Raw genomic sequence first — 25,033 nt, forward strand, 5'->3', positions numbered from 1 at the left:
GGCTCGTAGCCGGCTGGGTCGATGCGTCAATGACGCGGGTGATAGATGCAGTGTAGGGTCGGGCGATCAGTCAATCCGTGCAAAGGTCACTAATTCATGGTGCCTTAAGCCATCTCGGCGGCCGACGCGGTAAACAAAACCCGGCACCATGGCCGGGTTGGTCGAAAGAGAATCAGCTTGCACGCTGCTCAAGCGCCACGCGCGCATAAGCGAGCGTACCGTCGTTTGCGCGAAGCGATACCTGCAATTGCCGCACGGGGTCAGCGAGCGCATAACGCACGCTGGTCCCCTGCCGCACGCTGACGATCTGCGAGAAGCCTTCCGCGATCGTCCGCTCCACCCACTGCGCACCGGTCACGACTGCACCGTCTTGCATGCGGATGCGCGACATTTCGGCCGCCTCGCGAGCGCGTGCAACCTCGCGGGCGACGCGCCTTGCCTCACGTTGCGAGACCGACAGCGCTTCCCACTCTGCTTGCTGTGCGGCGTCCATCCCCGCCAGTTGGAAGATGCCCCGGCGCCGAGCCGCAGCTCGAACGCCGATGAGCTTGATGCCGAACACCTCGCGGACCGCTTGCTTGGTCGCGCGGTTGGCGTCGTCTGGCCTATCCAGAATGCTGAGGAGATAGGACATGTCGGCCGTCTGCACTGCCTTCGCAAACTCGTTGGCAAAAGTGTGCGTGTGCCTGCCGTGATCGAGAATGGCCAGTTGCGAGTCCAGTTGGAAGCGGCGGGCGCTGATGCTGCCCGACTTCCGCGCCTGCTCCAGTTCCGCCAGGCGGCTGTCACGCGCGTTGTCGGCGAGCGTGCGCCGCAGTACCTCCGCAAACTGGCAGGTCGGTAGGCCGAGATCGACGGGCTTCAGGTATGCCTCAGGCAAAGGATGCGCTTCGAGAATGCCCTTCGCGTACAGAAGATCGTCGACTTCGACCGTCGTTGGCGAGTTCGGCACGAGACCCATCAGCATCGCGAGCAGCGCGGCATTGTCAGAGGTGATCGCCTGCTTCGAATGGCGCATCACCGTTGCGAGCGGCACGAGCTTCGCAAGCGGCAGCGCCTCACGCAACTCCGGCACCGCAAGAAGCGGCTTAGCCCATTGCAAGTCGGAGTCGAACTTCGACAACGAAGCGTAGTCATCGATCACCGCCTGCGGAACGGCATTGCCCGCCGAGAGCGCGTAGGCGACATGAACCTCGTGCCGACCATTGCTCTGCCGGTTGTCCAGAACCGGGCCCGCATAGCGAAACCCGAACCGGCGTTGCGACTCGTCTTGCAGCAGCTCGAACAGGTCCAGCCCGCGACGGCCGGTCTTAGCCGCCTCTTCGTTGGCTTGTGCCACCTGATCCGACGAGAACAGATACAGCGGCTCGCGCGCCAGATCAAAAGCCAGATAGAGCAGTTGCCAGTGCTCGCGCCGCATTTGCCACGGCTTGAGCGCGGCGAACGACGGTCTGAAGTAGGCCGCGTCGATTTCGTCGATCAGCGACAGAAAGAGGCTCGTCGCCGTCCCGGGCCGACGAACGGTCAGTGTGCCGTTATAGCGAGTAACGGATACAGGGTGGCTGAAGAACGTGAGCGCGATCTCTGCCGCGTCGACTGCTCCGACGCGCGTGTCGTCTCGCAGGAAACGGAGCACTTCGAGCATCGTACGGAAGGAATGGGCGGAGCCCGAGAAGGAAAGCTGATACATGGTCGATTGCCTCGGAAAAAATGCGGGCAATCGCTCCCTGTCGGGTCGATGCCCGGCAAGGGTTAAGTGCGCCAAAACGGGCGCGGATAAGAGTTGAGAAGCTATTACGCCGCGTCGATTAGACGGGCAACCAGACGAGCGAGCGACCACGCGTGGTCAGTCGAAAACACCTTGGCGCGAAGCAAGGGCATGATCGCGTAGGTCCGGTCGAGCGAGTCGCTAAGCTGCGGTCGGCTGACGAAGTCCACATGGACGATCCAGCCTTCGGAGCTGCCGATGCACACCGACACGGAAATCCGGTCATATGACGACGGTTCAGGCCACGGTCTGTTGTGGCGTGCTCCGTACATCGCTTCGTTCGCGTCGTCCTGCAGGTTCGCGTGACAAAGCCACTCCGGTTCGAGGTCTGTTCCGCGCACGAAGCGGCACAGATCCTGGAAAACCTGATCAACCGTTTTGCCGTCGGTGTCCAGCCGGGCGACCGACTTGATATCGACGGCACCGTCAGCGATGACACCGCCCGCCCCCAAATACGTGTTTGCTTGAGGCATGAAATGCTCCTGAAATGAAAAACGCGCCCGAAGGCGCGTTAAAAAAGGAATTCGAAAAAAAAACCGCACCCTAAGGGTGCGGCTTTGTCTTTGGACTCAGCTTGCGCTGCGTCGAATCACTTGCCCCAATCGCGCTCGCGATCGGCTTTGCGACCGTTATTCGCGGTCCACATGAAGAAAGCTGCAATGGACACGCCAAGCACTACCGTGAAAATTGTTGCGCCCACGTCATTCTCCTTTCATCACGTAATGGCCTGCATACCACAATACTACTCCAAGGGCAGCCAGTGCGCTCGTACCTGCAATCGTCAGCGGATCCCAAGACGATGCGGAATGCGCGTAGCCGACTGCACCGCCGATCGATGCCGCCGAAAGAGTGTGCAGATAGCGGCCGTTTTGGTGCCGCTGGTCCTTGGATGGCGTCGCGACTGCGTGGAACAGCCGGCGGAAGCCAGGGCCGGGTTCAGGGGGAATTGATACCAAATACCCGCCGTCACCCACCATGTTCACCGGCAAGACGTCGCCTTTGTACTCAAGGCTGAACGACGGCGAGCACTCGGACTCCTCCATCTTGTTGAGCAGCCCAAGTACGCGCGGCGCGAGATGAACGTGACCTGATGTTGGATCGAGCGTAACCCGGTCCACGATCGTGGTACCGGAGCTGTACTCGATTTTCACCTTCGCCAGCTTCATCGACGACCTCCGCACTGCAAGTCAATGCCGCCAGCCAAACGCAAGCCGTCCAGCATCGCTCGATAGCCCGCGGGCGTCTCGAGTTGTGTCAGGGCGACGTGGTTTTCGCCACCGCCCGTCAGGTCGGAGCGGCCGCGCCGGGTTCTGAAGCACAGCGCGACACCTGAACCACCTTGCCGCTCGAGTACGTCGACAAACAACGTCTCCGTGCGCAACGACACCCGTACCGCAGAACTGCCGCGGCGCGTATCGGTGACGATCTCATGCGCATGCGCCGGAAGACGCAAGTCCTGAGCAACGCGTCGCAGAACGCGCGTCGCATGCCGTTGCATAGCCGCTTTCGCGCCGGCATTGGCACTACTGCGGTCCGCATAGAACACTCGGGGAAATTTCATAATTGCCTCATTGCAGACGAGGCAGGTCCCTTGCGGGGAGCCTGCCCCGCAAGGGTTGGCGCGGTTTTCACCGCGCATTCAGAAGATGCGTACTGCGATGCCTGGTTAGAGGAATCGCGCCTTGTAAGCGTCGAGCGCTGGTTTCAAGCGTCTGAAGCTCGCGTCGCCGTAACCGTCGTTGATCCGCCCAACCTCGGCGAACATATGCGGCCGTGCGCCCGATGGGCTGAACCCAGGGTGAGACACGATTGCCGTGAACTCGTCGACGTCGCCTGCTTGCGCAGCAACTTCCACGGGAAGCATCCCGTAGAAGTTTTTGCCGTTCACATCGTTGGTCGAAGCGTCCCAGCCGCTGGTCTGGCCGTGGGTGATCAACTGATAGTGGTTCATTGATGGTTCATCCAGTCGGTTGGAGGCGTGGCCGCCAGTTAGTGGGTGATCCGGTAGCCGGACCCATTTGAGACGAGAAACACCTGCTGACCCGCAGCGAACTGCTGATCGTCGACCTGTGTAACGACCACGGTCTGACCGTTAGCGCGACGAAGGAAAACTTCCACACCGCTGTGACGAGACATAGCGGCGCTTACGCGCTGAGCCACCAACCCGGAGACGGAGCCGGAAAGCGCGCCGGCAATATAGCGGCCGCTACCGTTGCCGATGACTTGCGAGCCCAGGAAGGCACCTGCTGCTGCACTGACGATCGATGCAATGCCCGACGAGCCAGAATTGCTCTCGATGGTAATCGGGCGCACGCGCAGGATGGTTGCCTGCTCGAACTGGCCGATGCGTTGAACGTCGTAGCGCTGGTAGGTATCCGGCGAGCCGAAGTCCGCCGTGGCGCAGCCAGTCAGAACCGAAAGAAGCATCACGGAACAGGAAAACTTGATCATGGATCACCTCGATTGAATGTGAGGCAATCCATTCCCGAAGGGCTGGTTTGCCCCAAAGGGAAGAGAAACGGGATATAGCAGCGAAAAGCTACGTAAGTCAGTGGGTGACCGAGGCGATTGCCGTCGAGACGTACACAACGACAATGAGAAATGACAGCATCTTCCAGGCTTCGGCGTCCTGCTTGGCGTACCAGGCGAGGCTGCTGAGAGCGTGTTTGAGCATCGGAAACATGGGCAACTCCTGAAAAGGTAGGAGCCGCCCTTGATGGGAGGCTCCTATCAAGGAAAGGTCTGGACCTGAAGAAACGGCGTCCAGCAAACTGCACTGGACGCGTCACTTACGAAGACCTACGAGGCGGTATGGCTGAGGTGATGCAGTCTGACACGACCGCTTTGCACCAGATGCCGTTCGGCTTGATGGTTGAGCGAAAAGTCCCAATCCACCATTGCCGTGCCGTCGCTCCACGCCGAATGAATACGACCGGTGTAAAGCTGCGGCGGACTGGCCTCGACGTCCTGACCGACCACACGCTGATTCGCCATGAAACCGTTCTTGCTGGAAACTTTGACGACAGGTGCGAGATTCCGAGACATAGACAACTCCAAAAAAATAATGGGAGCTGTCTCCCGGAGGGATAGGCTCCCAACGGGACGAAAAAAGGCGACCAACGAGGGTCGCCTAGAAGATTGCCGTCATAGACGGCTGGAGAGAAAATGGTCCTCCAGCACGCTGGAGGGGTAGGTCGATGCGCAAAAGCGCGGGGAATGGAGCCAGTCTACGGAGTCCATCGCGCAGTCCAAGTCGGAAAGCTCAGTAAATCGCTATGCCTTTCGCTGCAATACGGCGACGAACACTTCTCGGGCGGTCGCTTCCCGCGCGACGAATCATCGGGAGCGGGGCCGGCAGCACGAAGCCGGGACGAAAAAAAGCGCCAGCTCCATTTCTGAAGCGGCGCTAAAAAGTCCGTCGCAAATCCGAGGGCCGTCGACGAACCTGAGAGAGACGCCATTCTAGCCATCGATACCGTAGCCGATGCGTAGAAAAGGACGCTAAAAAGCGTCGCTATTCGAGATAGACACGTTCCCAATACGGGAAGCAAAGTGAGAGCATTCCGACAGACGCGTAAGGTGCAAGGAGACGCTGGTAGCTGCGCATTTCCAGGGCGAAGAAAAGGCCACCCAGGGACGCGCCCTGGATGGCCTCAGTTTTTCTTGTTTTTGTATTGTCTGGTCTCTCAGCACCCTTATTAGCGGGTAGGGTCAATATAAACTGACAAATATAAACCGACTGTTGGATAGATCACTTTTCTGTCTCATGCGAGCTTTCTCTTGTGCATCGGAGACTAGCAACTAAGCTATTACTGCGTGTCCTCTTGGCTGTGGACGCGCGCTGTTGTAGATCACATCCAGCTAGCCCGCTGTCGTCCGGCGCGACGCGGGCTTTTTTTTCGGGTAGCGAGTCTCGGAGCCGCGCCCAGCTTGACTTTGCGCTGTAGCTGCGAAGATGAATCATCTACCTCGATTCTTCTTCGACCATGCTCCAGACCATCGACCTGTCCTCGCTTCGCACCCGTTCAAGCGCCTACCTTCCGGCGCGTGCCCGCGACGTCGCACTTACCCCGGAGGTGGCGTCGCTGCTCACAACGGACGCTGTGGTCGCTATCGGCGTGAGCGGCGGCAAGGACAGCGTCGCCTGCGCACTCGCGGTCGCCCGCCACCTTGACACCATCGGCCACAACGGACCTCGTATCCTTGTTCATTCCGAGCTCGGCCGTGTCGAGTGGAAGGACAGTGGTCCCGCCTGTGAGCGGCTTGCCGCTCACCTTGGCTGGGAGCTGCTCACGTTGCAACGGCAAGCCGGTGACATGCTCGCCAGATGGGAGAAGCGCTGGTCGAACAACGTCGAGCGCTATCGGGACCTCTCCTGCGTGCGGCTGATCCTGCCGTGGAGCACGCCGTCCATGCGCTTTTGCACCTCGGAATTGAAAGGAACCCTAATTAATTCTGCGCTGAACAAGCGTTTTCCGACGCACGACATCGTTAGTGTCACCGGTGTGCGCCGTCAGGAAAGCAATGCTCGGAGCAAGATGGCTGTCGCCGCCCCGCTCGCTCCCCTGTCGACCAAGGGCCGTACCAGTGTGACGTGGAATGCGATCATCGAATGGACCGTTGACGAAGTCTTCACTGAGATTGCTGCGGCTGGACTGGCGCTGCATGAGGCGTGCACGGTCTACGGCGCGTCGCGCGTCTCATGCGCGTACTGCATCATGAGTTCGCTCGACGACCTGCGCGCCGCGGCAAGCTGCGCTGACAACCACGACGTCGAGAAATGGTGCGCCTGGAAGCTGAATCGACGTTCCCCTTCCAAGGGCAACGGTGGTTGGCCGACGTCGCGCCCGATCTCCTGCCGCCTGAACTGGCCTCGGACGTTGCGCGTGCGAAGGCTGCCGCCATCGAGCGCCAAGCGATCGAGGCGGAGATTCCTGCGCACCTGCTCTTCTCGTCTGGGTGGCCGACGGCGCGCCCGACGCCCGACGAAGCGGAATTGCTCGCGAGCGTGCGCCGCCGCGTCGCCCAGACAGTTGGCATCGAGGTCGGCTACACCAGCGCGGCCGACGTTATGCGCCGGTACGACGAACTGCTGGCACAGCGGCAAGGCGCGGCCTCTTCTCCCGACGCAAATGCCACCGCACCCGCAGCCGCGTCAGTCCCGGCGCAAGCGAGCTTCGCCTTCTAGCGGGCGAAAAAAAACCACGCCCCGAAAATCCGGGGCGTGGCGTTGATCAAAACAGCACTAGGCGAGGCACAGCGAGAGCTGAACGTCTGCCGCAAAGAATGCAGGATCAGGCTCAGCGCCTGCGCGCGTGACTGGCACCTCCCACTGGAGTTGCGCATCGCTGAAGGAACCCAGACCGTACAACAGCCGGTCTGTGTCTTCGCGATTAAGCAAGTCGCCGAACGCAAAGCTGAATACAGCCGGCGCACATGCGTCCTCAGCCACAAGGCCGAGCGTTCTCGCAAACTCGTCGGCGCGGCGAACCTTCCACTCCTCCGTGCCTTCGGGCGCACGCGTCACGGTGATGCGCGTCGCCGAAGGAACCTGCGGGGCGTTGCTCACGGCGTCGCGGAACGCTGGAATCGCCTTCTTGGCGAAGCCCGGCGCTTCCATCTCCACCGGATAGGCAACCTCCGTGACGAACGAACCGACCGCGCTGTACTGCCAGCCAGCGTGACGCCACGGAGCTGCACCCATTGCAACCAACACATTGTGCTGGTCGATGGAATGACACCGCACCTCGGGCATCCGCTCCATCGCCGTCTTCGTTGTGGGCGGCACCGGCACTTCGATGTGTGCGGTCCCACAGTCGTACTCCTTGAGCACTCGCCAAACGCTGAGCGGCCCGCTGTTCCCATAGATCGAGAGCAGCAGGTCGATGTCCGCGTGCAGCGAAACGCTCAAGCTGCCCCCGACCAACTCATCGATGCGAGACTCGAAGCCAGCGCGGATCAACGAGAGCCGGACATCGTCCAGCTGCGACTCAGGCACCGCCGAGTAGCATGAGGAGCCGACCGTCAGATCGATCGCCCGATCCCGAAGCAGCGTGGGCTTGGCGAGTTCACTTCTCCAACTCGCAATGTAGTTCTCGGGCCGGATTGATCCGTTGCGGCTTCGGAGCATCCCGCCTTCGCAACTGGTCGCATGCGAGAAGATGCGGCGCATCACCTGCGCGTAATTGCCCAGTGCCACCGCCGACCAGTGGTCGGTATGCGGATAGACGTTCGACTCATAGCCACGTTCGAACAACGCGTAGATCCACTCGCCGTCGGCCTTTTGCATTGCGCCTGCGCGTTTACCTGTCAAAATCGAAGAACCCATGTTTTGCTCCAGTGATACGCGGAGCAGCCCCAACGGGCTGCGTACCCGCTGAGGTGAAAGAGGACCGCTCCACGGGGGGAGCGGTTAATGCTGTTACCGCAGACGCGGCATAACGGAGAAGGCCGTCAAGCACTGCATGCAGCACATGACAAGGCCGAGCCAGACGCAGAACGCCGCGCCGAACACAACGCCATGTGCGCCGTACGCGACGCTCGCGCCGATAACCAGCGAGACTCCGCGCGCAAGGTGCGACATCAAGAAGCGATTGACGAACCAGTTGCACGCACGGGCGAAGTGTCCTGGGCGGGCGCGGTCTCGCTGACCGGCGACCTGCCATGCGAGCGAGGCCACCAGAACGCCGAGGACCCCGGCCATGATTCGGCCAATGCCCGATGCGTCGTGCAACAAGTGCTCGTACGCGAACCTGATGGCCATGGCGAGGTAGCCCGCCGCCGGGAGCGAATTTGCGGCCGTTGCGACAACAAAGGCCGCACAGCACCACCAGCGCTCTTGCCACAACGCCGCCGCCACTTTGAGCGGTGCTGATACAACGATTTGAATGTCTTCCGACATTTAGATACTCCTGTTGAGGTTGTCGTGCTGTTGAACACGAGAAAAAAAGCCGACCCCTTGCGGAGGTCGGCAGTGATGGAACAGCGACTACTTAGGCTACGAGCTTGGCCTTTCGGCTCTTGCTCGCTTTCTTCACAGGCGGCTTCGGTACTTCATATCCAAAGCGCGCCCACGCGGCCGGGTCCAACGGAATCGGATTCGTTCGCCCCGTTGCGAGGTTCACAAACACTCCCGAGAACGGCACCGCGCCCGATCGAAACATGGTCCAGAGCATGTTGAATGCTTGGACCGCGATGGCCTGATTGATGACCAGCGACTGCTTGCGCAGCGCCTCGGCCATCGAACAGGACGGGGTTTCGTCTTTCGCATCGAGCTTCGCGTCGATCAGTTCCGGAAACAACTCGCCCACATGCGGCAGCCGTTCCGGATGCTTCTGCGCGTAGCTCTTGCCGCAAACCTGACCTATGACGACCTGGCCGCGATCCGTGTCGTTGCCGCAGTCGAGGTAATAGGCCCCGGTGTGCTGCGCGGCGCTCACGATCGCGCACCGAGCGGCACGCGTATCAACGCAGCCGATCACGAGATCGACGTTGTAGAGCGGCTCGCCTGGACCGAAGCGGCGGGTTTCCGCCCGCCAGTTCGTGCCCATCAGCGCGTTCAGCCGGTTGACGATGAGCGAGGCTTTGTACTCACCCACGTCGTTGGGATAAAAGCCCTGACGGCCGACGTTGGTCGGGCTGACCGTGTCGTCGTCGAACACCGTGCAGTCGATGCCGCCCGGGTGACCAAGCTCCAGCATCGCGTGATGCAGCCGGGCGAGGTTCGGCAACACCGCACTTCCGGTGCCGCCCGCGCCTACCACGACCACATTCCAGCTTCGCTCAAGCATCCGCGAAGGGAGTTGATGTCGGATGGTCCCGTTCATGCAACCTCCTGATCGCGAGCCGCCGCGTACCAACTGCTCGGTACGCGCTCGACGTTCTCGAAGATGCCTTTGGCGCACAATCGCATCGCCATACTCGGCACCGACGACGCGCAGTTCCCAACGACAAACGCGAACTTCGTCTCGTGTCGGTCATCTGCGTCGTCTGTCGACGAAAAGAAGGCGGGATGAGCACCATGCGAATGACAGTCGATTACGCGCAGTTCGCTGGCTAGAAGCTCCGGCCGCTCGTACTTGAGCGAACCGGTGCCTTGCGACAGCACCTTCACAGGCGCCAGACGGAACTGTTTTGTCTCCACATCCCAGACGATCCAGGCACCGGTTTCCAGCGGATGCGCGGCGCGCGCCATCGCGACGAACTGGCCGATCAACTCGGGCGGCACGGCGCCACAACGCAACTCCGTCGATTCGGCCACTTTCCCGTAGGGGATTGCGGTCGGGACCGTGTAGTGCGCAATGCGGCGAACGACCGAAAGCCACGGCAGATCGATCTCTAGAAAGACACCGTTCTCGCCAATGAGCAGTCGCTCCCCTGCCGCCTGCATGGGCGCGACCGGCTCACGCCGGGGCACCATCACAGTCGGGAAGGAGCGCTGAAGCGCGGCATCGGCAGGATTCAAAGCACCAGCATTCATCATCGAACTCCTTGTTTGCCGGCGATTAGCTCAGCGAGGGTAAAGTCCATGGGAACGAGCGCATCTTTCGGGAATTGCTTGCCGTACTTGCCGTCAAGCATTTCTTTCCAGAACGCAAATTCGCCATTGGGATGCGAAACACGTTTGTTGCCGTGGTTCGGGTGCGTGAAGGCCGATTCGAAGAATCCACCCTCCCATCCGCCAATCGACTCGACATCAATGCGCTTAGGCACATGGGCCGAACCGATGCAGATTCGCCCCCAGTCCCAAGTGTTAAAGTAAGGCGGTTCGTGCAGCTTCGATGCAGGCGTTGGCCGGCTGTCTTCCTGCAGCGCGAACACGGAAAACCCGCTCGAAGCTGCACGGAACACCAACCCTGGATGCGGGACGACCGCACTGCGCCGCCCGATCTCCTGACAATCGAAGAAGACTCTTCGCATCGCCGGTCTGCACCACCACATCACCGCCTCTTGCGACACCGCGAGCACCGTCTCAGGCAGAAACTCGGCCTTAGGCGCAGCGTTCTGAGCCAGCTCGCGCAGGCAATCGACGAGCGCCATGCGGTCGATCGGCCTTCCGGCACCGATCGTTGCCCGGCCGCTCTTACCCTGCATCACCGGATGAACGGTGCCGTAGACCGCGCTGCGATCCTGACGGCCGTACAACAAGATGGCGCTGATCGCCGCGAGTTCGTCAACGCGGTCCGAGCCGATATCAAGCCCTTTCATATGAAGCTCCTAGTTATGCCGCGAGACACGCGATGACGCGGTCCAATTGGCCAAGAATGGATAAGCCCTGCGACCAGTCCGCGTACTGCTTGCGGATGGCGTCAGGCGTAGAGGCAAGCGGCGTAAAGCCGAGGTAGGTGGTGCCGTCGCCGGCGCTGGCGAGGTACTCGTAGTGCGAATCGAGTACTTCACCCACGCGGCCGTCGTTCTGCACCGTGAGCGTGGCTGCTGCATACGCGCACCGGGGCCGATACTCGCAACCAAAGAGGTCGCGATTACCCACCCGCTGCAGCATCAGCGAGAGCTTTTCAAGCTCCGCGCAGATGCGACGCGTGCGCCCGGAGGTGAAACGCTGTAGCCGCCTAAGGGCCGCGACACCAAGCGCCCGTTGAGGCAGATAGCGGCGGCTCTTTGCGTTCCAGCGGTAGACGTCCATGTCGTCGGGACAAAGCTGCGGACGTACAACGGAAGGGAGGTAATGCTCGATCTCCGCTTCGTCGTCGCCGAACCGGTCCGTCAGCATCTCGCGCGCTTCCTCGTCGGTTGCGTTCGAGTCGCCATCCCAGAACCATGAGGCGAACTCGCCCAGGAACTCGTGGGGCGTTCTGACCCACATCGTGCGGCCTGCTGCTCGATTGATGAGGACCATTGCCGTCGATACCAAGCGAGGATGCACATTGCGAAGGTCGGCGGCACGCCTGCCGATCTCGTAGATGTTCTCCCCTGGTATTTCGATGCCGAGATAAACGGGAGAAGTCGGATTGAAGTCGCTGCTGTCCTCCTGGTACTGGACGACGTCTTGCACCGCTTGGACGTCGCACAGTACGAAGTCGAAACCGAGGCAGTCCAGACGCGGCGTATGACGCTTGACCCACGCAAAAAAGCCATGAGCAAGCGCATCACCCGCGCCTTTGAACTCCGGTACGTCGCGCGGCCTCAGCACGCCCGAGTTGAACTGAGCTGAGATGAGACCGGCGACATCCTTTTCGGCTTGCCAACGCATCACTGCGCGCGTTTTGACGTCCGAGCCGATGGCCGGCAGGCTTAGAAAATCATTGGGAGGTCGACGTCGGGCAGAGGGAGCGCATCGCGATTGCCAAGACTCTCCCGAGACAGTGACTTCTGCACCAGACGGGCGAGGATCGAAGAACATTGCTCGATCTCCTTGTCATGAAAAAAAACCGCCCTTCCGGGCGGTTGCTGATGAGAAAGAGCCAAGTCCGGGTCGGACAAGGCTTTGAGGAGGTCGCGCTTACGCATGGGCGCCGCAGGGCATGACTGCACCCTTCGCACCGGCCGCACGCACGAACGTGAACCGCATGACCTCGCCTTCCGTCGTCGGCCCGTCGATCGCCGCGGTCGTCAGCTCCGGGTACTGCGCGGAGTAGAGATCGCGAACATCGTCGGGCGAGAAGGTCGGCCCGGGATCGGGGAACGTCACGCCGTTGTAGACGAACTCGCGCGTGAGCTTCGCAACTTGGATAGCCATGTCTGCTCCTTAGTCGAAAAGCGATGCGAGGTTGGTTCCGGTGTTAGCCGGTTCCGCCGATGCATCAGCTGCGGACGATGCCGAAGACGCAGTCGGGGCGGTGCTTTGCCCTTCAGCAGCGTCGTCACTTGCGTCGTCGTCATCGTTGTCCGCGTCGGTGCTCATTCTGCCGGGCGCCGGCAATGCCGGCTTGCTGCTGCCCTTAGCCAGCGTCTTGGTCGCCTTGGAGACTTGCGTCGTCTTGGCGGCCTCGAGGATGGCGGTGGTCGCAGCAACCTGCTCGGCGAGCGACGCGTGCGCGCCGGTGTAGGCCACGAGCGCGTCGATGAAGCCCGCTTCCAGCTCTGCGGCCGTCGCGGTGAGCGCGAGCGGCTGCAGCATGGCGGCGTCTTTTGCCGTGCCTTGCGGCATGACACAGACGACCATGTCGTCGCCCTTCATCTGCAAGGACAGCGTGAGCTTCGTGCAGTGACGCAGAAGCGGTTCAATAGCTACAAACATGGGAAAACTCCTGAAAAGAAAAAAGACCGCCATCCAAAGGAAGGGCGGTCTATAAAGGATGGAAACTACGATCGATGCACGGCCGAGCCGTGCGTTTAGAACTGGAGCACCTTCGGGATCTTGCCCGTGTAGTCGAAGCCTTCGAGCGCCAGAAGCGCGTCGATGACCTCGGACTTGGACTTGCCGAAGACCTTCTTGAAGTTGTCGCCGAGCGCGGCACGAATGCCGAGCTCGTCAGCAACCACCATCATTTCCGACTTCGTGATCAACTCCAGAAACTCCTTGCAAAGCTTCCAGTGCTTCGCGAGATCGAGGTGATGGTGCTTACACAAACGCGTGAGATGCTGGACGTCGAGGCCTTGGATCGCAGCGACCGTCACACCGGTAACGGCATGCGCGAGCTTCGCGTCGTCTGCGGCTGCCGTCGAGGCTGCCGCTTTAGACACATCGCCGGACGCGACTTGCTCCTCGGTGAGCTTTTCCCAGATGCCCGACAGCGTCTTTTGATCGACGCAGCGCATCTGGTCGGACAGCGCAATCGCAACGAGGTATCGCTGGGCGAGCGCGGGATCTGCACCCACCTCACGGCGCAGCGCTTTTCGCCATAACGCCACGCGGTACGCTTTCATCTTGTCCGACTCGGCCACCACCGTCGCCGGCGGATTGCTTGTCGTCGATGCCGCGGACGAACCAGCCGAGCCCTTCGCTGCTGCAGGCGACGCTTTCGCGCCCCCCTTGGCTGCTTCGGGCTTCGGCTGCGTCGCGGCTTTGACCGCTTGCAGTTGCGCCGCCACCTTCTTCATGTTGCAGACGGTGTCAAAACATTGGCCGCGATAGACCTTGCCGATCGAGTCAGGCAGGCCGCTCACCGCCGCGCCGTAGTTCTGGCACGCATGACACGCCTTCGCCTGCTCCTCACCGACGCCTTTGGGGCCATCGACTGCGAGTTGCACGCGCGTGTGATTGTCGCCAGCACGCACGATGCGCACGACCGGATATTCGTCGCGCAGGCCGGTGGCCGTCGCTTCGAGCATCTTTTCGGTCTTCTCGTTGTAGCAGGTCCGGTTGGTGCAGTTGCCCGTACCGATGGACTCGCCGAACATCTCGCCCTGCGTGGACGAGTTGTGCGGGCAGCCGGCGCAGTCGGCCTTGTCGAAGATCGCGGCCGCCAACGAACAGGCAACCTGTTCGATGGTTTTTTTGACCTCGGCGACCGCTTTGCCTTCCTTGATGATCACCGGCAGCAGCTTGTCCTGCGTCTCTTTTGGGAGCGCAGCAAGCAACTCGGCGTGACCGAGAAGGATCTGTCGCGTGCTGAGCGCATCAAGCACGGGCGTGCTGCAGTTCATCAGCGCGAGACGCTTATCCAGCGTCGCACGCGACCAGCCGAAGATGCGCGCGACTTCGTCGCGATCGCCCTTGCACAGCCCGACTTGCTCGGCTGCGGCAATGGCTTCTTCGGCGGGCGACATGTCGGCTCGCTGGATGTTCTCGATGATGGCGAGTTGCTTCGCTTCGACTTCATCGATGTCTCGAACGACGACCGGGATTTCATAGTCCTCGCCGTGCGCAGCGAGCGCCGCCTTGTATCTGCGGCCGCCAGCGACGAGGCTAAAGCCGCCGTCAGCGAGCGTGCGTACGATGACGGGCTGGATAACGCCCTTTTCGCGCACAGACGCGGTCAGCTCTTCCATCTCCGCCGCATCGAAGTACTTGCGGGGATTGACGCTGACCTGAATTTGCTTGAGGGCGAGAGTAGGTTGCTGTTGCATGACAGGGTTCCAGAGAGGGAACCTGCCCCCTTTGGGACTGGTTCCCAAAGGGTTGAACAACGTGGGCTGACCGAAGTCAGCGCGGGGTCGATGCGTCTATGACGCGGGTGATGGAGTAACAATAGCGGTTTACTCCGCGAGCACGCCGCGCAAAAGCTCACGAATTCATGCCGTCTTTCAGAGCCAGGCGGGTCGCGGCTCATCCTCGTCTGCATCCAGCGGCTTGCCTCGTGTCCACGCTAGGCGATGGACCGCGACGAGATCCGCCGCTAGCCGTTCGAAATCGGCGGCAGACAGCGCGAGGCCGAGCGAGCAAACATCGCCGACGCCGACCGCAACTTTGACGAACAAGGTCACGTCGCGATAACCCGGCGCATCGAGCTTATTGTCGTCCTGGCACGAATGCACGACGTCGTCGTCAGGCAGCGGCGTGTGCGCCGGCTCGTCAGCAAGCCCCCATCGTTTGATCATTGCCTGCCAACGGACCTCGCCATTCGGAAAGTAGCGGTGCACTTCGGTCGCGTGCCGACTGTCCAGCCGGAGAACCTGGATGCAGTGCTCCATCAGATCGTCGTCGAGTCGTCGAAAGTCCGTGAGGCTACATGGGAAGTCGTCGCCGTTGTAGAGGCCTGCGAGGAACTGAGCGGCGACGCGGGCCTGCCCTGAGCTTCCCTCCGCCACCTCAACGAGATGGGCGAGTGAGTCCAGGCCCGCGTCGCGATCTTGAGCGCGTATCTCGGCCGCTCGCTGCGCGGGGGTCGTTCCGCCCGCCGCATGCGCCAGGAAGTCGTCAACGGTCTCTTGGAGCGCTTCCGCTGCATGGGCTGGGACGGTAAAGGCGATGGATCGGGTACTGGGTGCTTGCGAATCACTCATTGCGTTGTCGTGCGTAATTGACGCGCCAAATCGCGCCCTGTTCGCATGATGCCATGAGTGAAAAAGTGCGCCGGCAGATAGCCGGCGCCAAGACGGCCGGCGCACGAGGGAGACGCCATACCGCGAACCGGAGCGTATTGGCATTGAGGGCCAAATGATGCGGCGCAACGAACACTCGCGCTCGCGATGGCGAAAACACCCCGACGCGTGGCCGAACGGTCGTCCGATTACGAGTGCAGGCGAAAAAAAAACCCGGCTCGAAAGCCGGGTTGTGATTAAAGGGTATGACGAGCGGCATCCGAGGATGCCGCTACGTCTCATGCCGCCGCGCCATTCGCGGGCGGCAGCGATCGAGACAGCAAGGTCGTGACCGCTCCTGCCAACGTCCACTCGCCAAATTGCTGCTCGTGGCTTTCATGAACGAGGCGGTCAAGGCACAGCACCTCGACGCCATCGACTTGTACTTTGCCGAGGACGTTCGCCAGCACCGCGCGATTGGAGCCTTCACGTTTAACCGTGACGACGCCCTCCCCGACCACCACATACACGTTTGAGTCTTTCGGCATTTACGCTGCCTCCTTCAAAAGTTTGCGCATGTCACCGGACGTCTCCGCCGCCAGCAATGCGAGGTCATCAACGAAGCGATCCAGCAGAGAATCCATGTGCAAGAAGGTCTCGTCTTCCAGTTCCGGCGTCGCCCAGTCCAGCCCCGCCTGCGTCGCATCACGCTTGTGCGCGACCATTTGGTCCTGATACTCGTCGATGCTGCCCGGCAAGTGGAAATACAGCACCTTCAACACGCCCTTCCGGTTCCATCGCAGCGCGCGCCGCATCGCCTGATACTCGATGCGCCACGTCCACGATCGGTCGTAGAAGAGGATGTAGTCGGCGTTCGGCAGGTTGTAACCGGCGCGGCCCGATGCCTTCGTGGCCATCAGCCCGGTTGCCAGTCCGCCCAAGAAGCGCTTGTCCTTATCGGCCACGCGACGCTTGATTGGGATCTCGCCATGAAACGGGACCGTCTGCACACCATGCGCTTCCAGCTCGCGCGCCTGAAGATCGAGCACGCCCGGGTTCTCGGCGAACACGATTGCTTGCTTGCCTTCGGCCGCAATCGCTCTCATCCGGGCCACGATCGCGCGTTGCTTGCTCGTCAGCCCACCGATGTACTCTACGCCCTCCATCCCGAACTGCGGATAGTTGGCGGCGAAGTGAACCGCGCGGATACGAGCGAGGATCGTCACGAGGTTGCACGCCTTCTTGTCATCACGCGATGAGCGATACCAATTAGCGAACTCGTCAGCAGCGCGCAGATACGCGGCCAGATGCACGCGATCCCAGTCAACCGTTTCCACCTCAAATTCCGGTGGCTCGATCTGGATATAACGCGAGACTTCAGGCTCTGCGACCAGCCGCCGCTTGATGTGCGGCGCAAGCATCGCCCGGTACAGATGCAAATTGCCGATCTTCGGCACCTCGCGTTTCGCCCCATCCTGCAGGCTCTCCGCGAATTGCCACGTCACCCACTCCAGCACCACGAAGTCATCCCTGAATCGATCGACGCCGCGCATCGCGTATTCCACCGAGTTGATCCAGTTCTGCTCGAGATAGCCCACGCGATAGCCATAAGGTTGAGCCGCCGTTCCGTCACCACCGGAAAACGCGATTAGACCAAACGCATCTCTCGGGTAGTTCGGGATGGGACTTCCCGTCAAAACGAACCGTCGCCGCGCCGAAAGCTGCCAAAGCGCGCGGCTCTGATCGCTCGTAGGGTTGGCGAGGCGCTCGCCTTCGTCGGCCACCAGCAGGCCGATGCGACGCCGCAGTCGATGCGCATATGTCACGCGCGCAGATGCGGCTTTGTCCACCGGCATACGCAGACGCTCATACGAGATGAGGTTGATCCGTCGAAGGTCGCCAAGATCCGCCGCCGATTCGATCACCTGCACCTGATCGGCCGCGATAGGCAACTGGCCGATCTCCTTCAACATCTCCTCGATGAGCCGGGACTCAACGACGATGAGCCGTGTTTCACCCCGGAGACGAGGATCAGCGCCAACGCAAGCCTGGACTTGCCGCAGCCCTGCTCCCACGCAACGACACAGCCGGTCGGCTTCAGCAGCGTTTCGATCAGATCATCAACCTGAAACTCCCAGTCGAGCCACTGATCGACGCGGAGCGCCTTGACGCGCGACCTTAGCGTCGCCGCTTGGTCAGGAAAGCGCGCGCACAGACCTTCGTGCACCACTTCCCATCCCTCGCTGACGTTCTCCACCGCAAACCGCGCATTGAGCTCGTCAACCGACAGGTGATACCAAACGCCATGTAGCGCGTATCGGTAGCGCCCGTCGGCTTCGCGATCAAACTGGACTTCATCGCCCGCCTTGATGAGCGGACTGGCCCAGCGCGTCGCGTCGACCTTGTGGGTCCCCTTCGCGATGCCCGACACCTGATCTCGCGATCCGGCACCGGTCGTCCACGCCACGTGCCTCAGCGGTATTGCCTGGCGCGCGCTACGCCGCATGCGTCTGCGGAAGTGCTCCATGAAGCCGGGCGCGAGTTGCGGCTTGCCACCGACGCTGCGGATTCGATCGAGCAACTGACCAAAGGCCGCGACCGGATCGTCTTGCACCAGATACGTTTCCATATCAAGCAAGCCTTGGCCCGAGTAACGGAAGCCGCGCGGCAGCCGGTGGCCGTCGCGCGAGTAGATGCGCTTCACAAGAATCGCGTTGTGCACCATCGCTTCGTTGAAGCCACACGCAAAGGACAAGCGAATGCGCCGGCCATCGTGCGACACCTTGACCGACTTGTCGCCCGTCACAGCACGCGTGATGAACGGCACGCTGTCATCGAGCTTCTGCAGCCGCAACCGAGCTTCCCCGAAGGAACGCTCCTCGAAGTGCAGCCCGAGGTCTGGGCCGGGCTTGCCCAGGTCCTCGACGGCCGCACGCACGAAGTCTGAGGGACGATCGCGGTAGCGGTCGAACACCACCACGGCCGTGCGCACGTTCGCGCCTTCAAGCTTGAATGCGTCCGCCGGAAGTTCGAACAGCCCTGCCGCGCGGCGTTTCAAACGGTCTCCTTGCTCGCCCCCAACCATCGACTCGGCGGTCGCGATCGGCAGAAGGGCGACGACGATGTTCGCCGCCTCCAACGCCTGATGCACGGCGTAGTCGTGGCTTAACGCGCTGGTGTACGCGCCGTACCGGCCCCACGTCGTGCATTCAAGCGTCTGCAGATGCGGCGACTCAAGATGGAGTGAGAACGGCGGGTTGATCAGTGCGATATCGAAGCGCGCGGGATGGATGTCTTCCATACCGGCTTGCCGGAACTCGCAATGAAACCCCGCGTCCTCAAATACCTTCTGGCACTGCTGGATGACGTCATCGTGGACGTCGACGCCGTACACGGCATGGCGTTCCGGGTCTGCGTACTGAAGCAGCCGGCCGGAGCCGACCGAGTTATCCAGGATGCGGATAAGCCGATTGACCTTCCAGCCGCTCACGAAGCTCCACATAAACGCCGCAATGGCGTCGGGCGTGAAAAACTGCCCGAGGTGCTGACGCCGTGCCGCGGCCAGCTCGCCCTGATGGGCGACCGACGGCGCCTGCGATCCCAAACTTCTGATCGCACGCAACGGCTCATACCAATCCGGCTCGAACGAAAACAGATCTCTCTGCATGATTTGCCTTTAAAAATGAAAAAACCCGCCGAAGCGGGTCAAGGATGAGATGGTGGACACCTCAGTACCGGTCGCGCGAGGCGAGGTACTTGGCGCCAAACTCACTAATGAAGAGGGACAACGCGTCACCCACGTCGTGAGCTAACTTGAACTGCCATTTGTCGTTGAACAGCGCGATCTCCAGCCTGCGAACGACAACTTCTCGCGAGTGGAAAAAGTCAGTCGGTGGACGCTGAAGTTGCGCAGTTGCATCGCCAGCGCGCCGAACTGATGCTTTTCCGCGAAAGTCGCCAAGCCGTCGAAGGTTGTGGCGACCGCCTGCTGAGAGGAGTAATAGACCTCGCGTTGCCCCTTCGAATGGAAGCACGACTGCGAAGTGACGCGCTTTTCGAGAATCACCGCGCTGCTGGTGCGCTTGATCTCGGTATCGGGCTTAAGCCAAAAGCCGTTGATGATGGCCTTGGCTGCCTGCTCGAACGCAACGCGCTCGCCAGCTTCACCACCGAACGTTCGCTCGAGGTGTTGCCAGAAGCCGTCTAAGTCAGGGATCTTGTTTCTCCTCAGATCCTCTTCGATATCGAGGCCGCATCGGTCGAGTTCGCGACTCTGATCGATCTCGATTCTGCCGCCGGGGGGATCGAACTTTCGGCTTGCCTCCATCACAAGCCGCGAGAGCAGCCGTCGGCAGAACGTGTTGAGCTCGCGCTCGACTTTGTATTCGCTTCGGACTTCCATCGCCGAATACTCGGTCAGTCCGTCAGCAAAGACGTCGCGCTCCGCTTGAACGATAGCGTGATAGGCCGCGGCTGCGGTCGTCTGTGCCGTCTTGAACTGCTCGATCAATTGCGTGTACATGCGTTACTCCATGAAATGAGCAGGCGCACGCCCGCTTGGGGACATGCCCCTGCGGGTTAAGGTAGATGCTTGTGGGTGCGGCGATGAGCGTCGCCAAGAGTCGATGCGCTAGGACGCGCGGGTGATGGTTCAACGATACCTGCATGACGTCGCCGCGTTGCCGGGAAAGGCGAGCTTTTGATAGCGCCTCTTCAGCCAGCCGATTTCAGTTATCCCCAGTTTTTCTGGATAACCCTGGGGATAACACGTCACCGCGACGCTCACTCACCCTCACATCTCTCGGGGCTCACGGTCCGGGGGCTTCATCATGATGAAGCGCGTTTGGCGAAAGACCCCCTAAAACCGATAGCTTTCCGGTCAATTTGCCGGCAAGAAATTTCGGCTCAACTACTTGTACGCACGGAGAATCGAAAAGGGGCTCGAAACGACGCACCTTTCTCCGTCGCTAATGGGTCGCCGATCGCGAGAATCGTGAACTGCGCTAGCCGCGTCAACGATTCCATGAGCACATGAAACTGAGTCACATAGCTACTGTTGCCGTCCTCATCGCTTCGTGCGCGACCTCGGTTGCGGCGATCGGCCTTGTCGTCTACGGATTCAAACTCGAGCGAACAGCCGTACCGGTCGTTGCAGGCACAGGCCTCGTAGAGCGCATGCACGGCGTCTCTGATGCACTCGCGCATGTTCCGGCCAACGCGCAGGCGACTGTGCTCCAAAACTATGGGTTTCGCGACCGTCAGTCGTTCGACGACGCGCTTGATTCGCAGCGTGTCGACCTCGCGAGGGCGCAAAACGTCCGCGCCGAAGCGCTAGCGCGCAACGAAAAGAGGTTGGCCGCACTGCTCATCGCACTCGTATACACAGGAGTCGTCGCGGCGATGGGCGCGCTCGTCCTTTGTGACAAGGCTTTGGCGAAAGCACCAACTTGCAACTGAGGCAGCTCCCATCCGCCTCTTCGCCCGTGACTAAGGACGATGGACCTCATCATTATCAGCTTCGAAGACATCAGAGATGACCCGGCAGGCGCACGGGCAGATGCAGAGCCGGCCGCTGGATTCCCGGACTCATGGCTGGACGCACTGATCGGCGCTGGCTCGGTATTTTCTCGTGACTATGCCGCTCCTGGCGCTGTGTCGACCGTCGGCGTTCGGTTTCCCAGCACTTTCAACGCAGAGCAGTTCTGCTTGAGCGTGCGCCAGATGGCCAAACTGCTGGGCACTCGCGCCCATGTTCACAAGGTCCCCAGCCACCAGGCGCGTTCCACCCTGCGCGAGGCCGAAAGACATGGTTCACGTCTCCTTTGACAATCTCACCGTTTCGCTTGAGGACGTTCAGAACAGCCCGGCACGCTACGCGCGCCAGCTTGAGCGTGCCAAGAAGTCGCCGGGTTATGCGGCGTGTCGATGCAACTCCGCGAGTGCGGGCCAACCGCTGCGTCTCGTAGTTCGTCGCTACGGCGCGCTTTTCCATCTTGCGCGATGGCCCGACGAAGGGCCCCGCCACAACTCGCAGTGTCCTTTCTATGCGGCGGCCGCTGCGGCCGGCAAGAGCAAGTCCGACGCCGCTGATGCAATCCAGCAGACGCCTGCGGGTTTGAACGTCAAGCTCGACGCCTCCCTATTTGTCAAAACAGTCGAAAGCTCTCCCCGCCTGTCCGCGAACACTTCAGGCACCGGCAGGACGCGCCGTGCAGCGCCGCTGCTCGGCTTCCTGCAGCGTCTCTGGATCGAGGCAGATTTGCATACCTGGACGGGTGCCTCTGCGCGCAGTTGGGGGCAATGCAACGCTCACCTCGTCGCCGCTTGGAGACGGCAAACTCAACGGTAAGCCGATGCAGAGCGTCCTGCATGTCATGCGTCGCTATGACGAAAACGAAGCGCAATCCATCGTCGCGGAGTTCGATGACTTTCTCGGGCGGATTGAAACGACGCCCACGGCGTCGCAACGTGGCTTGGTCCTTGGCGAGTTGCGCACGGTCGATGCTTCCAAGTATGGCTTCGCCGTCACGCTCCGCCAGACGAAGCGGACCTTCTTTGCCTCAAAGCAGTTGATTGAGATGGCGGCCGCATCATTCCGATCTGCATGGGCCATGGTCGGCGACGCGAGCGCGCGGATCGTGGTGTTAGCGGTCATCGAGCGGACAAAAGAAGGGAATCTTCGAATCGTCGACATCGCCCTGCAGTTGTGCAACAGCAGCTTCTTACCTTGCGACTCCAGCTACGAAGTCGCGATGGCCAACCGGCTGGTCGCGGAGCGCCGTCGGTTTACCAAGCCGCTCAGGCTGGAGAACGGCGATGCACTGCTGCCGGACTTTCAACTGACGGACACCGAGGCCCTGACCGCGATCGAAGTCTATGGCATGCAGGGCAACCCGCAGTACCTTGAGCGCAAAAAGGAAAAGCAGGCGCGGTAGGCGCGCACTGCAACGCCTTGTGTCGAGTGGATACCACCGGCAGAACTAGCGTCGGTACGACTGCCGGACGCCGCTTGACTTGACAGCGGGCATCACCGCGATACCTTGACCTCATGTTCAACTTCTCGATACAACACGTGAGCTCGAACTCGTTCTTTCTGAAACACACGACGGCTCGCGACGCCGAATGGCAGGTGAGCTACCCAGCGCTCGCAATGGCAAGTCCGATCGACCCGGTCGATGAGCGGCGCAAGCAGATCGTTGTCGCGGCCGCCGACGGCACCCATGTGCGCATGGTGTTCTTCAGTACGCTTGGCGCGATCCTCGACTTCCGGGCGTCGTGGGCAGAGATCGATAGTTCAGCACGTAGCTGGCTAGCCTTTACCGTTCGTTGGAACAGGTGGTGGCTGCCGGATGGCGGACATGCCCGTGCACTTGAACAACACGCGTCGACGCCGACCGATTTACGGCTCGCGCATTGTTCGATTGAAGGGCGTCTCACCGACGACGCAGCCTTTCGGCGATATCTTGATAATGTTGAGCGGCACTATCGGCGAGATGCGAGAATTGCTCGGGTTTTGTTCCCCGACAACCTACGCGGCGAAATCGAGGGTGGCCCACTTACCGGCGCGGCGCCACTCGTTGACTCCTGAATGAGCAACATCCTTCCATTTACGCGTCTCTCTACCAGCGATGCACGCAGTGACGGCAACGACTGCGCGCATCGTCATATTCGGCTGGACAAACACGGCGGCACCGTCTCTTGCTCTGACTGCGGCACGGCCGTGGCACCCTTCTCCGCGCTTTCAATGCTCGCTGAGCAGTATGGTCTCGCTCTCTCGCACATCGAGCACCTCAACAATCGTCTGGCTCTTGCTGATTCGCGAATTCTCGAGCTCTCCAAGACGCTCGACGCCATCGATAACCTGAAAAGCGCACCGAAACAGCCTTCAACGGAGACTTGACGGAGCGTCAATCGGTGGTGCAATAGGCTATCAGCAACAACAGTGCACCAGCACCATGAAGCAGTCGTTTGCATGCGGCCACACCGGCAAGGGGAAGTTCTGCCACACCTGCGCCAACGCAGAAAAAGAGAAAGCCGAGCAACGCCTCGCGATGGAACAAAAGCGCGCGGCGAAAAGAAGTTCGACTGCCGACGACGCCATCGACCTGTCGATGGTTCGTCATCTGTCGTCCGTTCAACGCGAGGCACGCGACCTTCTCGCGAAGGTCAGCAACGGAATCCATCCCTTCTCGCTCGACGGCAAATTCCTGAAGTCGTCCGCCGGCAGGCTCCTATCGGTTCCCGTTGGCAGATCGTATCGGTTACTCTTCGACGCCCCATCTTTGAGGCCTATCCGCTTGGTCAGCCACGAGGATTACAACGCAATCGCCGCCAACCGCGTCGCCGCGTAGTCTGAAAGCTGTTGTAAAGTTCGGGGTTGTTTCCTAATTTGGCGGTAAACGAGCGTCGCTATAATGCATCCGCCCACACCCTTTTCGCCGACGATCGGCGAACGCCCCGGACCACGCTGCCATGACTGACGAGCTCTTCCCCTGCGACCATTGCGGCGGAAAATGGGCCTTTGGCTACTCGCACCGGCTGTTGAAGCGCCTGTCGGCGCCCGCGAGTGACTATCTGAACGCCGACGACCGAGCCGCTCCGCAGATTAACGACCTCGAAGCGCGCTCGCTATTTGCGATCCCGCAAGAAAAGGTTTGCTGCATTTTTTGCGAAGACTGCGGTATGCAAACGCCTTGGATCGCAATCGGCGACGACCGGCACGCGGCCCTGGAGAAGGCGGGGACGATCTGGAACGCTCGGACGCGGCGCCCGCCTGCCAAGGAAGGCGATCTCCTCAAGCTGATTAGGAAAGAAGTCAGCGCCCTAGATGCCCCGTTCCTGATCAACCTATTGGCACGGACGGAGGGCGACTGGGAGAAGCGCGGCCCAATTTTCGCCATGCTGGCTGCGAAAATCGTCGACAGCAAGATCACATTGAGCGATTTCTGGCCTGTCGACACAGTGCTCAACGATGCTGCGAGATACCGGAAGCTCCAGCAACTTGCGAAACGCGTCTACATCGACGGCGTAGCCTCGATTCAGTTTCCGCGCATTCCTGCGACGGGCGGTGATGAGGGCAGTTTCGAAAACAGCGTGAACCTCGCAGTTGACGATCTGCCGGACCGCAATCGCTGGTAACTTGACTTGCGGCTTATGCGTCCATACTGGTTTGGTGCTGGCCAGTTCGGCGCCAGCAGCAACCCACCACCACAGGAAACGCATGTCCCCCATCGACTACCTTCGCGCCGCTTACCGCCTGCGCGCAAAGCTCGCACCGCAGCTCACGGTGGCGCTCGCCTTGGCCGCCATTCTCACCTATCACGCTATGACAAGCCGGTCATTGGATTGGCTGTTGAATTGAGCCAAAACGCGGGACCCGGAGCGAGGGCATTATCAGTGATA

At 60.9% G+C, this 25,033-nt stretch carries 32 protein-coding genes; 10 read left to right on the forward strand and 22 right to left on the reverse strand.

Translation table 11 applies throughout. The features are described 5' to 3' along the window. Window positions 1-172 precede the first annotated feature (172 nt). The 8 genes from QCE79_RS31680 to QCE79_RS31715 all read right to left on the reverse strand — a co-directional run bounded on the left by QCE79_RS31680 (window position 173) and on the right by QCE79_RS31715 (window position 4,813). Window positions 173-1,690 carry a hypothetical protein gene (locus QCE79_RS31680; protein ID WP_309850985.1) on the reverse strand — a complete coding sequence of 506 codons (1,518 nt, stop codon included), beginning with the start codon at window positions 1,688-1,690 and terminating at the stop codon, window positions 173-175. Between the two features lie 104 nt (window positions 1,691-1,794). Continuing rightward, a complete protein-coding gene (locus QCE79_RS31685) occupies window positions 1,795-2,241 on the reverse strand; it encodes a hypothetical protein (RefSeq protein WP_309850987.1) in 447 nt (148 codons plus the stop codon). Between the two features lie 228 nt (window positions 2,242-2,469). Then, window positions 2,470-2,934, reverse strand: a complete 465-nt coding sequence (locus tag QCE79_RS31690) for a hypothetical protein (protein ID WP_309850989.1) — start codon at window positions 2,932-2,934, stop codon at window positions 2,470-2,472. Then, window positions 2,931-3,329, reverse strand: coding sequence for a hypothetical protein (locus QCE79_RS31695; RefSeq protein ID WP_309850991.1), 399 nt, complete (start codon window positions 3,327-3,329; stop codon window positions 2,931-2,933). Before QCE79_RS31695 ends, QCE79_RS31690 begins: the two co-directional genes overlap by 4 nt. A 105-nt stretch (window positions 3,330-3,434) precedes the next feature. Then, complete coding sequence (locus QCE79_RS31700; protein ID WP_309850994.1) at window positions 3,435-3,719, reverse strand: hypothetical protein; 285 nt, start codon at window positions 3,717-3,719, stop codon at window positions 3,435-3,437. A 38-nt stretch (window positions 3,720-3,757) separates the two neighbouring features. Further along, on the reverse strand, window positions 3,758-4,219 hold the full coding sequence (locus QCE79_RS31705) for a glycine zipper 2TM domain-containing protein (RefSeq protein ID WP_309850996.1): 462 nt from the start codon (window positions 4,217-4,219) through the stop codon (window positions 3,758-3,760). Window positions 4,220-4,316: 97 nt separating this feature from the next. After that, window positions 4,317-4,451, reverse strand: a complete 135-nt coding sequence (locus QCE79_RS31710; protein ID WP_309850999.1) for a hypothetical protein — start codon at window positions 4,449-4,451, stop codon at window positions 4,317-4,319. A gap of 116 nt (window positions 4,452-4,567) precedes the next feature. Then, the gene (locus QCE79_RS31715; RefSeq protein ID WP_309851002.1) at window positions 4,568-4,813 is read right to left on the reverse strand and encodes a hypothetical protein; all 246 of its coding nucleotides are present in this window, start codon (window positions 4,811-4,813) and stop codon (window positions 4,568-4,570) included. A 941-nt stretch (window positions 4,814-5,754) separates the two neighbouring features. Between QCE79_RS31715 and QCE79_RS31720 the strand changes: the two genes are divergently transcribed. Continuing rightward, the gene (locus QCE79_RS31720) at window positions 5,755-7,002 is read left to right on the forward strand and encodes a hypothetical protein (RefSeq protein ID WP_309851005.1); all 1,248 of its coding nucleotides are present in this window, start codon (window positions 5,755-5,757) and stop codon (window positions 7,000-7,002) included. A gap of 11 nt (window positions 7,003-7,013) precedes the next feature. Here QCE79_RS31720 and QCE79_RS31725 read toward each other — a convergent pair whose 3' ends face one another. From QCE79_RS31725 to QCE79_RS31790, 14 genes are all read right to left on the reverse strand, one after another. After that, on the reverse strand, window positions 7,014-8,096 hold the full coding sequence (locus QCE79_RS31725) for a hypothetical protein (RefSeq protein WP_309851008.1): 1,083 nt from the start codon (window positions 8,094-8,096) through the stop codon (window positions 7,014-7,016). Between the two features lie 93 nt (window positions 8,097-8,189). Next, the gene (locus tag QCE79_RS31730; protein ID WP_008343172.1) at window positions 8,190-8,669 is read right to left on the reverse strand and encodes a hypothetical protein; all 480 of its coding nucleotides are present in this window, start codon (window positions 8,667-8,669) and stop codon (window positions 8,190-8,192) included. Window positions 8,670-8,760: 91 nt separating this feature from the next. Then, window positions 8,761-9,594, reverse strand: coding sequence for a PRTRC system ThiF family protein (locus QCE79_RS31735; RefSeq protein WP_309851012.1), 834 nt, complete (start codon window positions 9,592-9,594; stop codon window positions 8,761-8,763). Continuing rightward, the gene (locus QCE79_RS31740; RefSeq protein ID WP_309851264.1) at window positions 9,591-10,247 is read right to left on the reverse strand and encodes a PRTRC system protein A; all 657 of its coding nucleotides are present in this window, start codon (window positions 10,245-10,247) and stop codon (window positions 9,591-9,593) included. The genes QCE79_RS31735 and QCE79_RS31740 overlap by 4 nt, the downstream gene beginning before the upstream one ends. After that, a complete protein-coding gene (locus QCE79_RS31745) occupies window positions 10,247-10,975 on the reverse strand; it encodes a PRTRC system protein B (protein ID WP_309851018.1) in 729 nt (242 codons plus the stop codon). Before QCE79_RS31745 ends, QCE79_RS31740 begins: the two co-directional genes overlap by 1 nt. Before the next feature lie 13 nt (window positions 10,976-10,988). Then, complete coding sequence (locus QCE79_RS31750; RefSeq protein ID WP_309851020.1) at window positions 10,989-12,128, reverse strand: PRTRC system protein F; 1,140 nt, start codon at window positions 12,126-12,128, stop codon at window positions 10,989-10,991. Between the two features lie 99 nt (window positions 12,129-12,227). Continuing rightward, a complete protein-coding gene (locus tag QCE79_RS31755) occupies window positions 12,228-12,464 on the reverse strand; it encodes a PRTRC system protein C (protein WP_008343165.1) in 237 nt (78 codons plus the stop codon). Window positions 12,465-12,473: 9 nt separating this feature from the next. Beyond that, on the reverse strand, window positions 12,474-12,965 hold the full coding sequence (locus QCE79_RS31760; protein WP_309851024.1) for a PRTRC system protein E: 492 nt from the start codon (window positions 12,963-12,965) through the stop codon (window positions 12,474-12,476). Window positions 12,966-13,060: 95 nt separating this feature from the next. Then, window positions 13,061-14,737: a PRTRC system ParB family protein gene (locus QCE79_RS31765; RefSeq protein ID WP_008343161.1), complete on the reverse strand. Its 1,677-nt coding sequence runs from the start codon at window positions 14,735-14,737 to the stop codon at window positions 13,061-13,063. 177 nt (window positions 14,738-14,914) lie between these two features. Further along, on the reverse strand, window positions 14,915-15,613 hold the full coding sequence (locus QCE79_RS31770; RefSeq protein WP_309851030.1) for a hypothetical protein: 699 nt from the start codon (window positions 15,611-15,613) through the stop codon (window positions 14,915-14,917). 317 nt (window positions 15,614-15,930) lie between these two features. Further along, entirely contained in the window at window positions 15,931-16,179 is a 249-nt protein-coding gene (locus QCE79_RS31775; protein WP_008343155.1) for a hypothetical protein, read from the reverse strand. Continuing rightward, window positions 16,180-17,604, reverse strand: coding sequence for an SNF2-related protein (locus tag QCE79_RS31780; protein WP_309851033.1), 1,425 nt, complete (start codon window positions 17,602-17,604; stop codon window positions 16,180-16,182). Continuing rightward, a complete protein-coding gene (locus QCE79_RS31785; protein WP_309851036.1) occupies window positions 17,598-19,298 on the reverse strand; it encodes a class I SAM-dependent methyltransferase in 1,701 nt (566 codons plus the stop codon). Before QCE79_RS31785 ends, QCE79_RS31780 begins: the two co-directional genes overlap by 7 nt. A gap of 141 nt (window positions 19,299-19,439) precedes the next feature. Beyond that, window positions 19,440-20,141, reverse strand: coding sequence for a hypothetical protein (locus QCE79_RS31790; protein ID WP_309851039.1), 702 nt, complete (start codon window positions 20,139-20,141; stop codon window positions 19,440-19,442). Window positions 20,142-20,662: 521 nt separating this feature from the next. On the opposite strand from QCE79_RS31790, the gene QCE79_RS31795 reads away from it, so the two are divergent. From QCE79_RS31795 to QCE79_RS31835, 9 genes are all read left to right on the forward strand, one after another. After that, window positions 20,663-21,088, forward strand: a complete 426-nt coding sequence (locus tag QCE79_RS31795) for a hypothetical protein (protein WP_309851042.1) — start codon at window positions 20,663-20,665, stop codon at window positions 21,086-21,088. 39 nt (window positions 21,089-21,127) lie between these two features. Further along, window positions 21,128-21,457: a hypothetical protein gene (locus QCE79_RS31800; RefSeq protein WP_309851045.1), complete on the forward strand. Its 330-nt coding sequence runs from the start codon at window positions 21,128-21,130 to the stop codon at window positions 21,455-21,457. Beyond that, window positions 21,438-21,980, forward strand: coding sequence for a DUF1173 family protein (locus tag QCE79_RS31805; protein WP_309851048.1), 543 nt, complete (start codon window positions 21,438-21,440; stop codon window positions 21,978-21,980). Before QCE79_RS31800 ends, QCE79_RS31805 begins: the two co-directional genes overlap by 20 nt. Window positions 21,981-21,984: 4 nt before the next feature. Next, on the forward strand, window positions 21,985-22,566 hold the full coding sequence (locus tag QCE79_RS31810; protein ID WP_309851050.1) for a DUF1173 family protein: 582 nt from the start codon (window positions 21,985-21,987) through the stop codon (window positions 22,564-22,566). Between the two features lie 113 nt (window positions 22,567-22,679). Further along, window positions 22,680-23,219 carry a hypothetical protein gene (locus tag QCE79_RS31815; protein WP_309851053.1) on the forward strand — a complete coding sequence of 180 codons (540 nt, stop codon included), beginning with the start codon at window positions 22,680-22,682 and terminating at the stop codon, window positions 23,217-23,219. After that, window positions 23,220-23,531 (forward strand): hypothetical protein, encoded by a 312-nt coding sequence (locus QCE79_RS31820; protein ID WP_309851056.1) that lies wholly within the window; start codon window positions 23,220-23,222, stop codon window positions 23,529-23,531. A 55-nt stretch (window positions 23,532-23,586) separates the two neighbouring features. Beyond that, a complete protein-coding gene (locus QCE79_RS31825; RefSeq protein WP_309851058.1) occupies window positions 23,587-23,982 on the forward strand; it encodes a hypothetical protein in 396 nt (131 codons plus the stop codon). A 121-nt stretch (window positions 23,983-24,103) separates the two neighbouring features. After that, on the forward strand, window positions 24,104-24,769 hold the full coding sequence (locus QCE79_RS31830) for a Lar family restriction alleviation protein (RefSeq protein ID WP_309851061.1): 666 nt from the start codon (window positions 24,104-24,106) through the stop codon (window positions 24,767-24,769). 82 nt (window positions 24,770-24,851) lie between these two features. Continuing rightward, entirely contained in the window at window positions 24,852-24,992 is a 141-nt protein-coding gene (locus QCE79_RS31835) for a hypothetical protein (RefSeq protein WP_309851064.1), read from the forward strand. The last annotated feature ends 41 nt before the right edge of the window (window positions 24,993-25,033 follow it).

Source organism: Caballeronia sp. LZ003, assembly GCF_031451465.1.
Classification (GTDB): domain Bacteria; phylum Pseudomonadota; class Gammaproteobacteria; order Burkholderiales; family Burkholderiaceae; genus Caballeronia.

What these genes read in the sequence shown, in the direction of transcription:
- QCE79_RS31780 (WP_309851033.1), bottom strand. Translation starts at nt 17,604, where the DNA reads ATGTTGAAGGAGATCGGCCAGTTGCCTATCGCGGCCGATCAGGTGCAG.
- QCE79_RS31700 (WP_309850994.1), bottom strand. Translation starts at nt 3,719, where the DNA reads ATGAACCACTATCAGTTGATCACCCACGGCCAGACCAGCGGCTGGGAC.
- QCE79_RS31775 (WP_008343155.1), bottom strand. Translation starts at nt 16,179, where the DNA reads ATGCCGAAAGACTCAAACGTGTATGTGGTGGTCGGGGAGGGCGTCGTC.
- QCE79_RS31705 (WP_309850996.1), bottom strand. Translation starts at nt 4,219, where the DNA reads ATGATCAAGTTTTCCTGTTCCGTGATGCTTCTTTCGGTTCTGACTGGC.
- QCE79_RS31805 (WP_309851048.1), top strand. Translation starts at nt 21,438, where the DNA reads ATGGTTCACGTCTCCTTTGACAATCTCACCGTTTCGCTTGAGGACGTT.
- QCE79_RS31825 (WP_309851058.1), top strand. Translation starts at nt 23,587, where the DNA reads ATGAAGCAGTCGTTTGCATGCGGCCACACCGGCAAGGGGAAGTTCTGC.
- QCE79_RS31765 (WP_008343161.1), bottom strand. Translation starts at nt 14,737, where the DNA reads ATGCAACAGCAACCTACTCTCGCCCTCAAGCAAATTCAGGTCAGCGTC.
- QCE79_RS31690 (WP_309850989.1), bottom strand. Translation starts at nt 2,934, where the DNA reads ATGAAGCTGGCGAAGGTGAAAATCGAGTACAGCTCCGGTACCACGATC.
- QCE79_RS31755 (WP_008343165.1), bottom strand. Translation starts at nt 12,464, where the DNA reads ATGGCTATCCAAGTTGCGAAGCTCACGCGCGAGTTCGTCTACAACGGC.
- QCE79_RS31710 (WP_309850999.1), bottom strand. Translation starts at nt 4,451, where the DNA reads ATGTTTCCGATGCTCAAACACGCTCTCAGCAGCCTCGCCTGGTACGCC.
- QCE79_RS31750 (WP_309851020.1), bottom strand. Translation starts at nt 12,128, where the DNA reads ATGTTCTTCGATCCTCGCCCGTCTGGTGCAGAAGTCACTGTCTCGGGA.
- QCE79_RS31760 (WP_309851024.1), bottom strand. Translation starts at nt 12,965, where the DNA reads ATGTTTGTAGCTATTGAACCGCTTCTGCGTCACTGCACGAAGCTCACG.
- QCE79_RS31830 (WP_309851061.1), top strand. Translation starts at nt 24,104, where the DNA reads ATGACTGACGAGCTCTTCCCCTGCGACCATTGCGGCGGAAAATGGGCC.
- QCE79_RS31810 (WP_309851050.1), top strand. Translation starts at nt 21,985, where the DNA reads ATGCAGAGCGTCCTGCATGTCATGCGTCGCTATGACGAAAACGAAGCG.
- QCE79_RS31820 (WP_309851056.1), top strand. Translation starts at nt 23,220, where the DNA reads ATGAGCAACATCCTTCCATTTACGCGTCTCTCTACCAGCGATGCACGC.
- QCE79_RS31725 (WP_309851008.1), bottom strand. Translation starts at nt 8,096, where the DNA reads ATGGGTTCTTCGATTTTGACAGGTAAACGCGCAGGCGCAATGCAAAAG.
- QCE79_RS31785 (WP_309851036.1), bottom strand. Translation starts at nt 19,298, where the DNA reads ATGCAGAGAGATCTGTTTTCGTTCGAGCCGGATTGGTATGAGCCGTTG.
- QCE79_RS31835 (WP_309851064.1), top strand. Translation starts at nt 24,852, where the DNA reads ATGTCCCCCATCGACTACCTTCGCGCCGCTTACCGCCTGCGCGCAAAG.
- QCE79_RS31795 (WP_309851042.1), top strand. Translation starts at nt 20,663, where the DNA reads ATGAAACTGAGTCACATAGCTACTGTTGCCGTCCTCATCGCTTCGTGC.
- QCE79_RS31745 (WP_309851018.1), bottom strand. Translation starts at nt 10,975, where the DNA reads ATGAAAGGGCTTGATATCGGCTCGGACCGCGTTGACGAACTCGCGGCG.
- QCE79_RS31680 (WP_309850985.1), bottom strand. Translation starts at nt 1,690, where the DNA reads ATGTATCAGCTTTCCTTCTCGGGCTCCGCCCATTCCTTCCGTACGATG.
- QCE79_RS31730 (WP_008343172.1), bottom strand. Translation starts at nt 8,669, where the DNA reads ATGTCGGAAGACATTCAAATCGTTGTATCAGCACCGCTCAAAGTGGCG.
- QCE79_RS31720 (WP_309851005.1), top strand. Translation starts at nt 5,755, where the DNA reads ATGCTCCAGACCATCGACCTGTCCTCGCTTCGCACCCGTTCAAGCGCC.
- QCE79_RS31815 (WP_309851053.1), top strand. Translation starts at nt 22,680, where the DNA reads ATGTTCAACTTCTCGATACAACACGTGAGCTCGAACTCGTTCTTTCTG.
- QCE79_RS31695 (WP_309850991.1), bottom strand. Translation starts at nt 3,329, where the DNA reads ATGAAATTTCCCCGAGTGTTCTATGCGGACCGCAGTAGTGCCAATGCC.
- QCE79_RS31770 (WP_309851030.1), bottom strand. Translation starts at nt 15,613, where the DNA reads ATGAGTGATTCGCAAGCACCCAGTACCCGATCCATCGCCTTTACCGTC.
- QCE79_RS31740 (WP_309851264.1), bottom strand. Translation starts at nt 10,247, where the DNA reads ATGAATGCTGGTGCTTTGAATCCTGCCGATGCCGCGCTTCAGCGCTCC.
- QCE79_RS31715 (WP_309851002.1), bottom strand. Translation starts at nt 4,813, where the DNA reads ATGTCTCGGAATCTCGCACCTGTCGTCAAAGTTTCCAGCAAGAACGGT.
- QCE79_RS31800 (WP_309851045.1), top strand. Translation starts at nt 21,128, where the DNA reads ATGGACCTCATCATTATCAGCTTCGAAGACATCAGAGATGACCCGGCA.
- QCE79_RS31735 (WP_309851012.1), bottom strand. Translation starts at nt 9,594, where the DNA reads ATGAACGGGACCATCCGACATCAACTCCCTTCGCGGATGCTTGAGCGA.
- QCE79_RS31685 (WP_309850987.1), bottom strand. Translation starts at nt 2,241, where the DNA reads ATGCCTCAAGCAAACACGTATTTGGGGGCGGGCGGTGTCATCGCTGAC.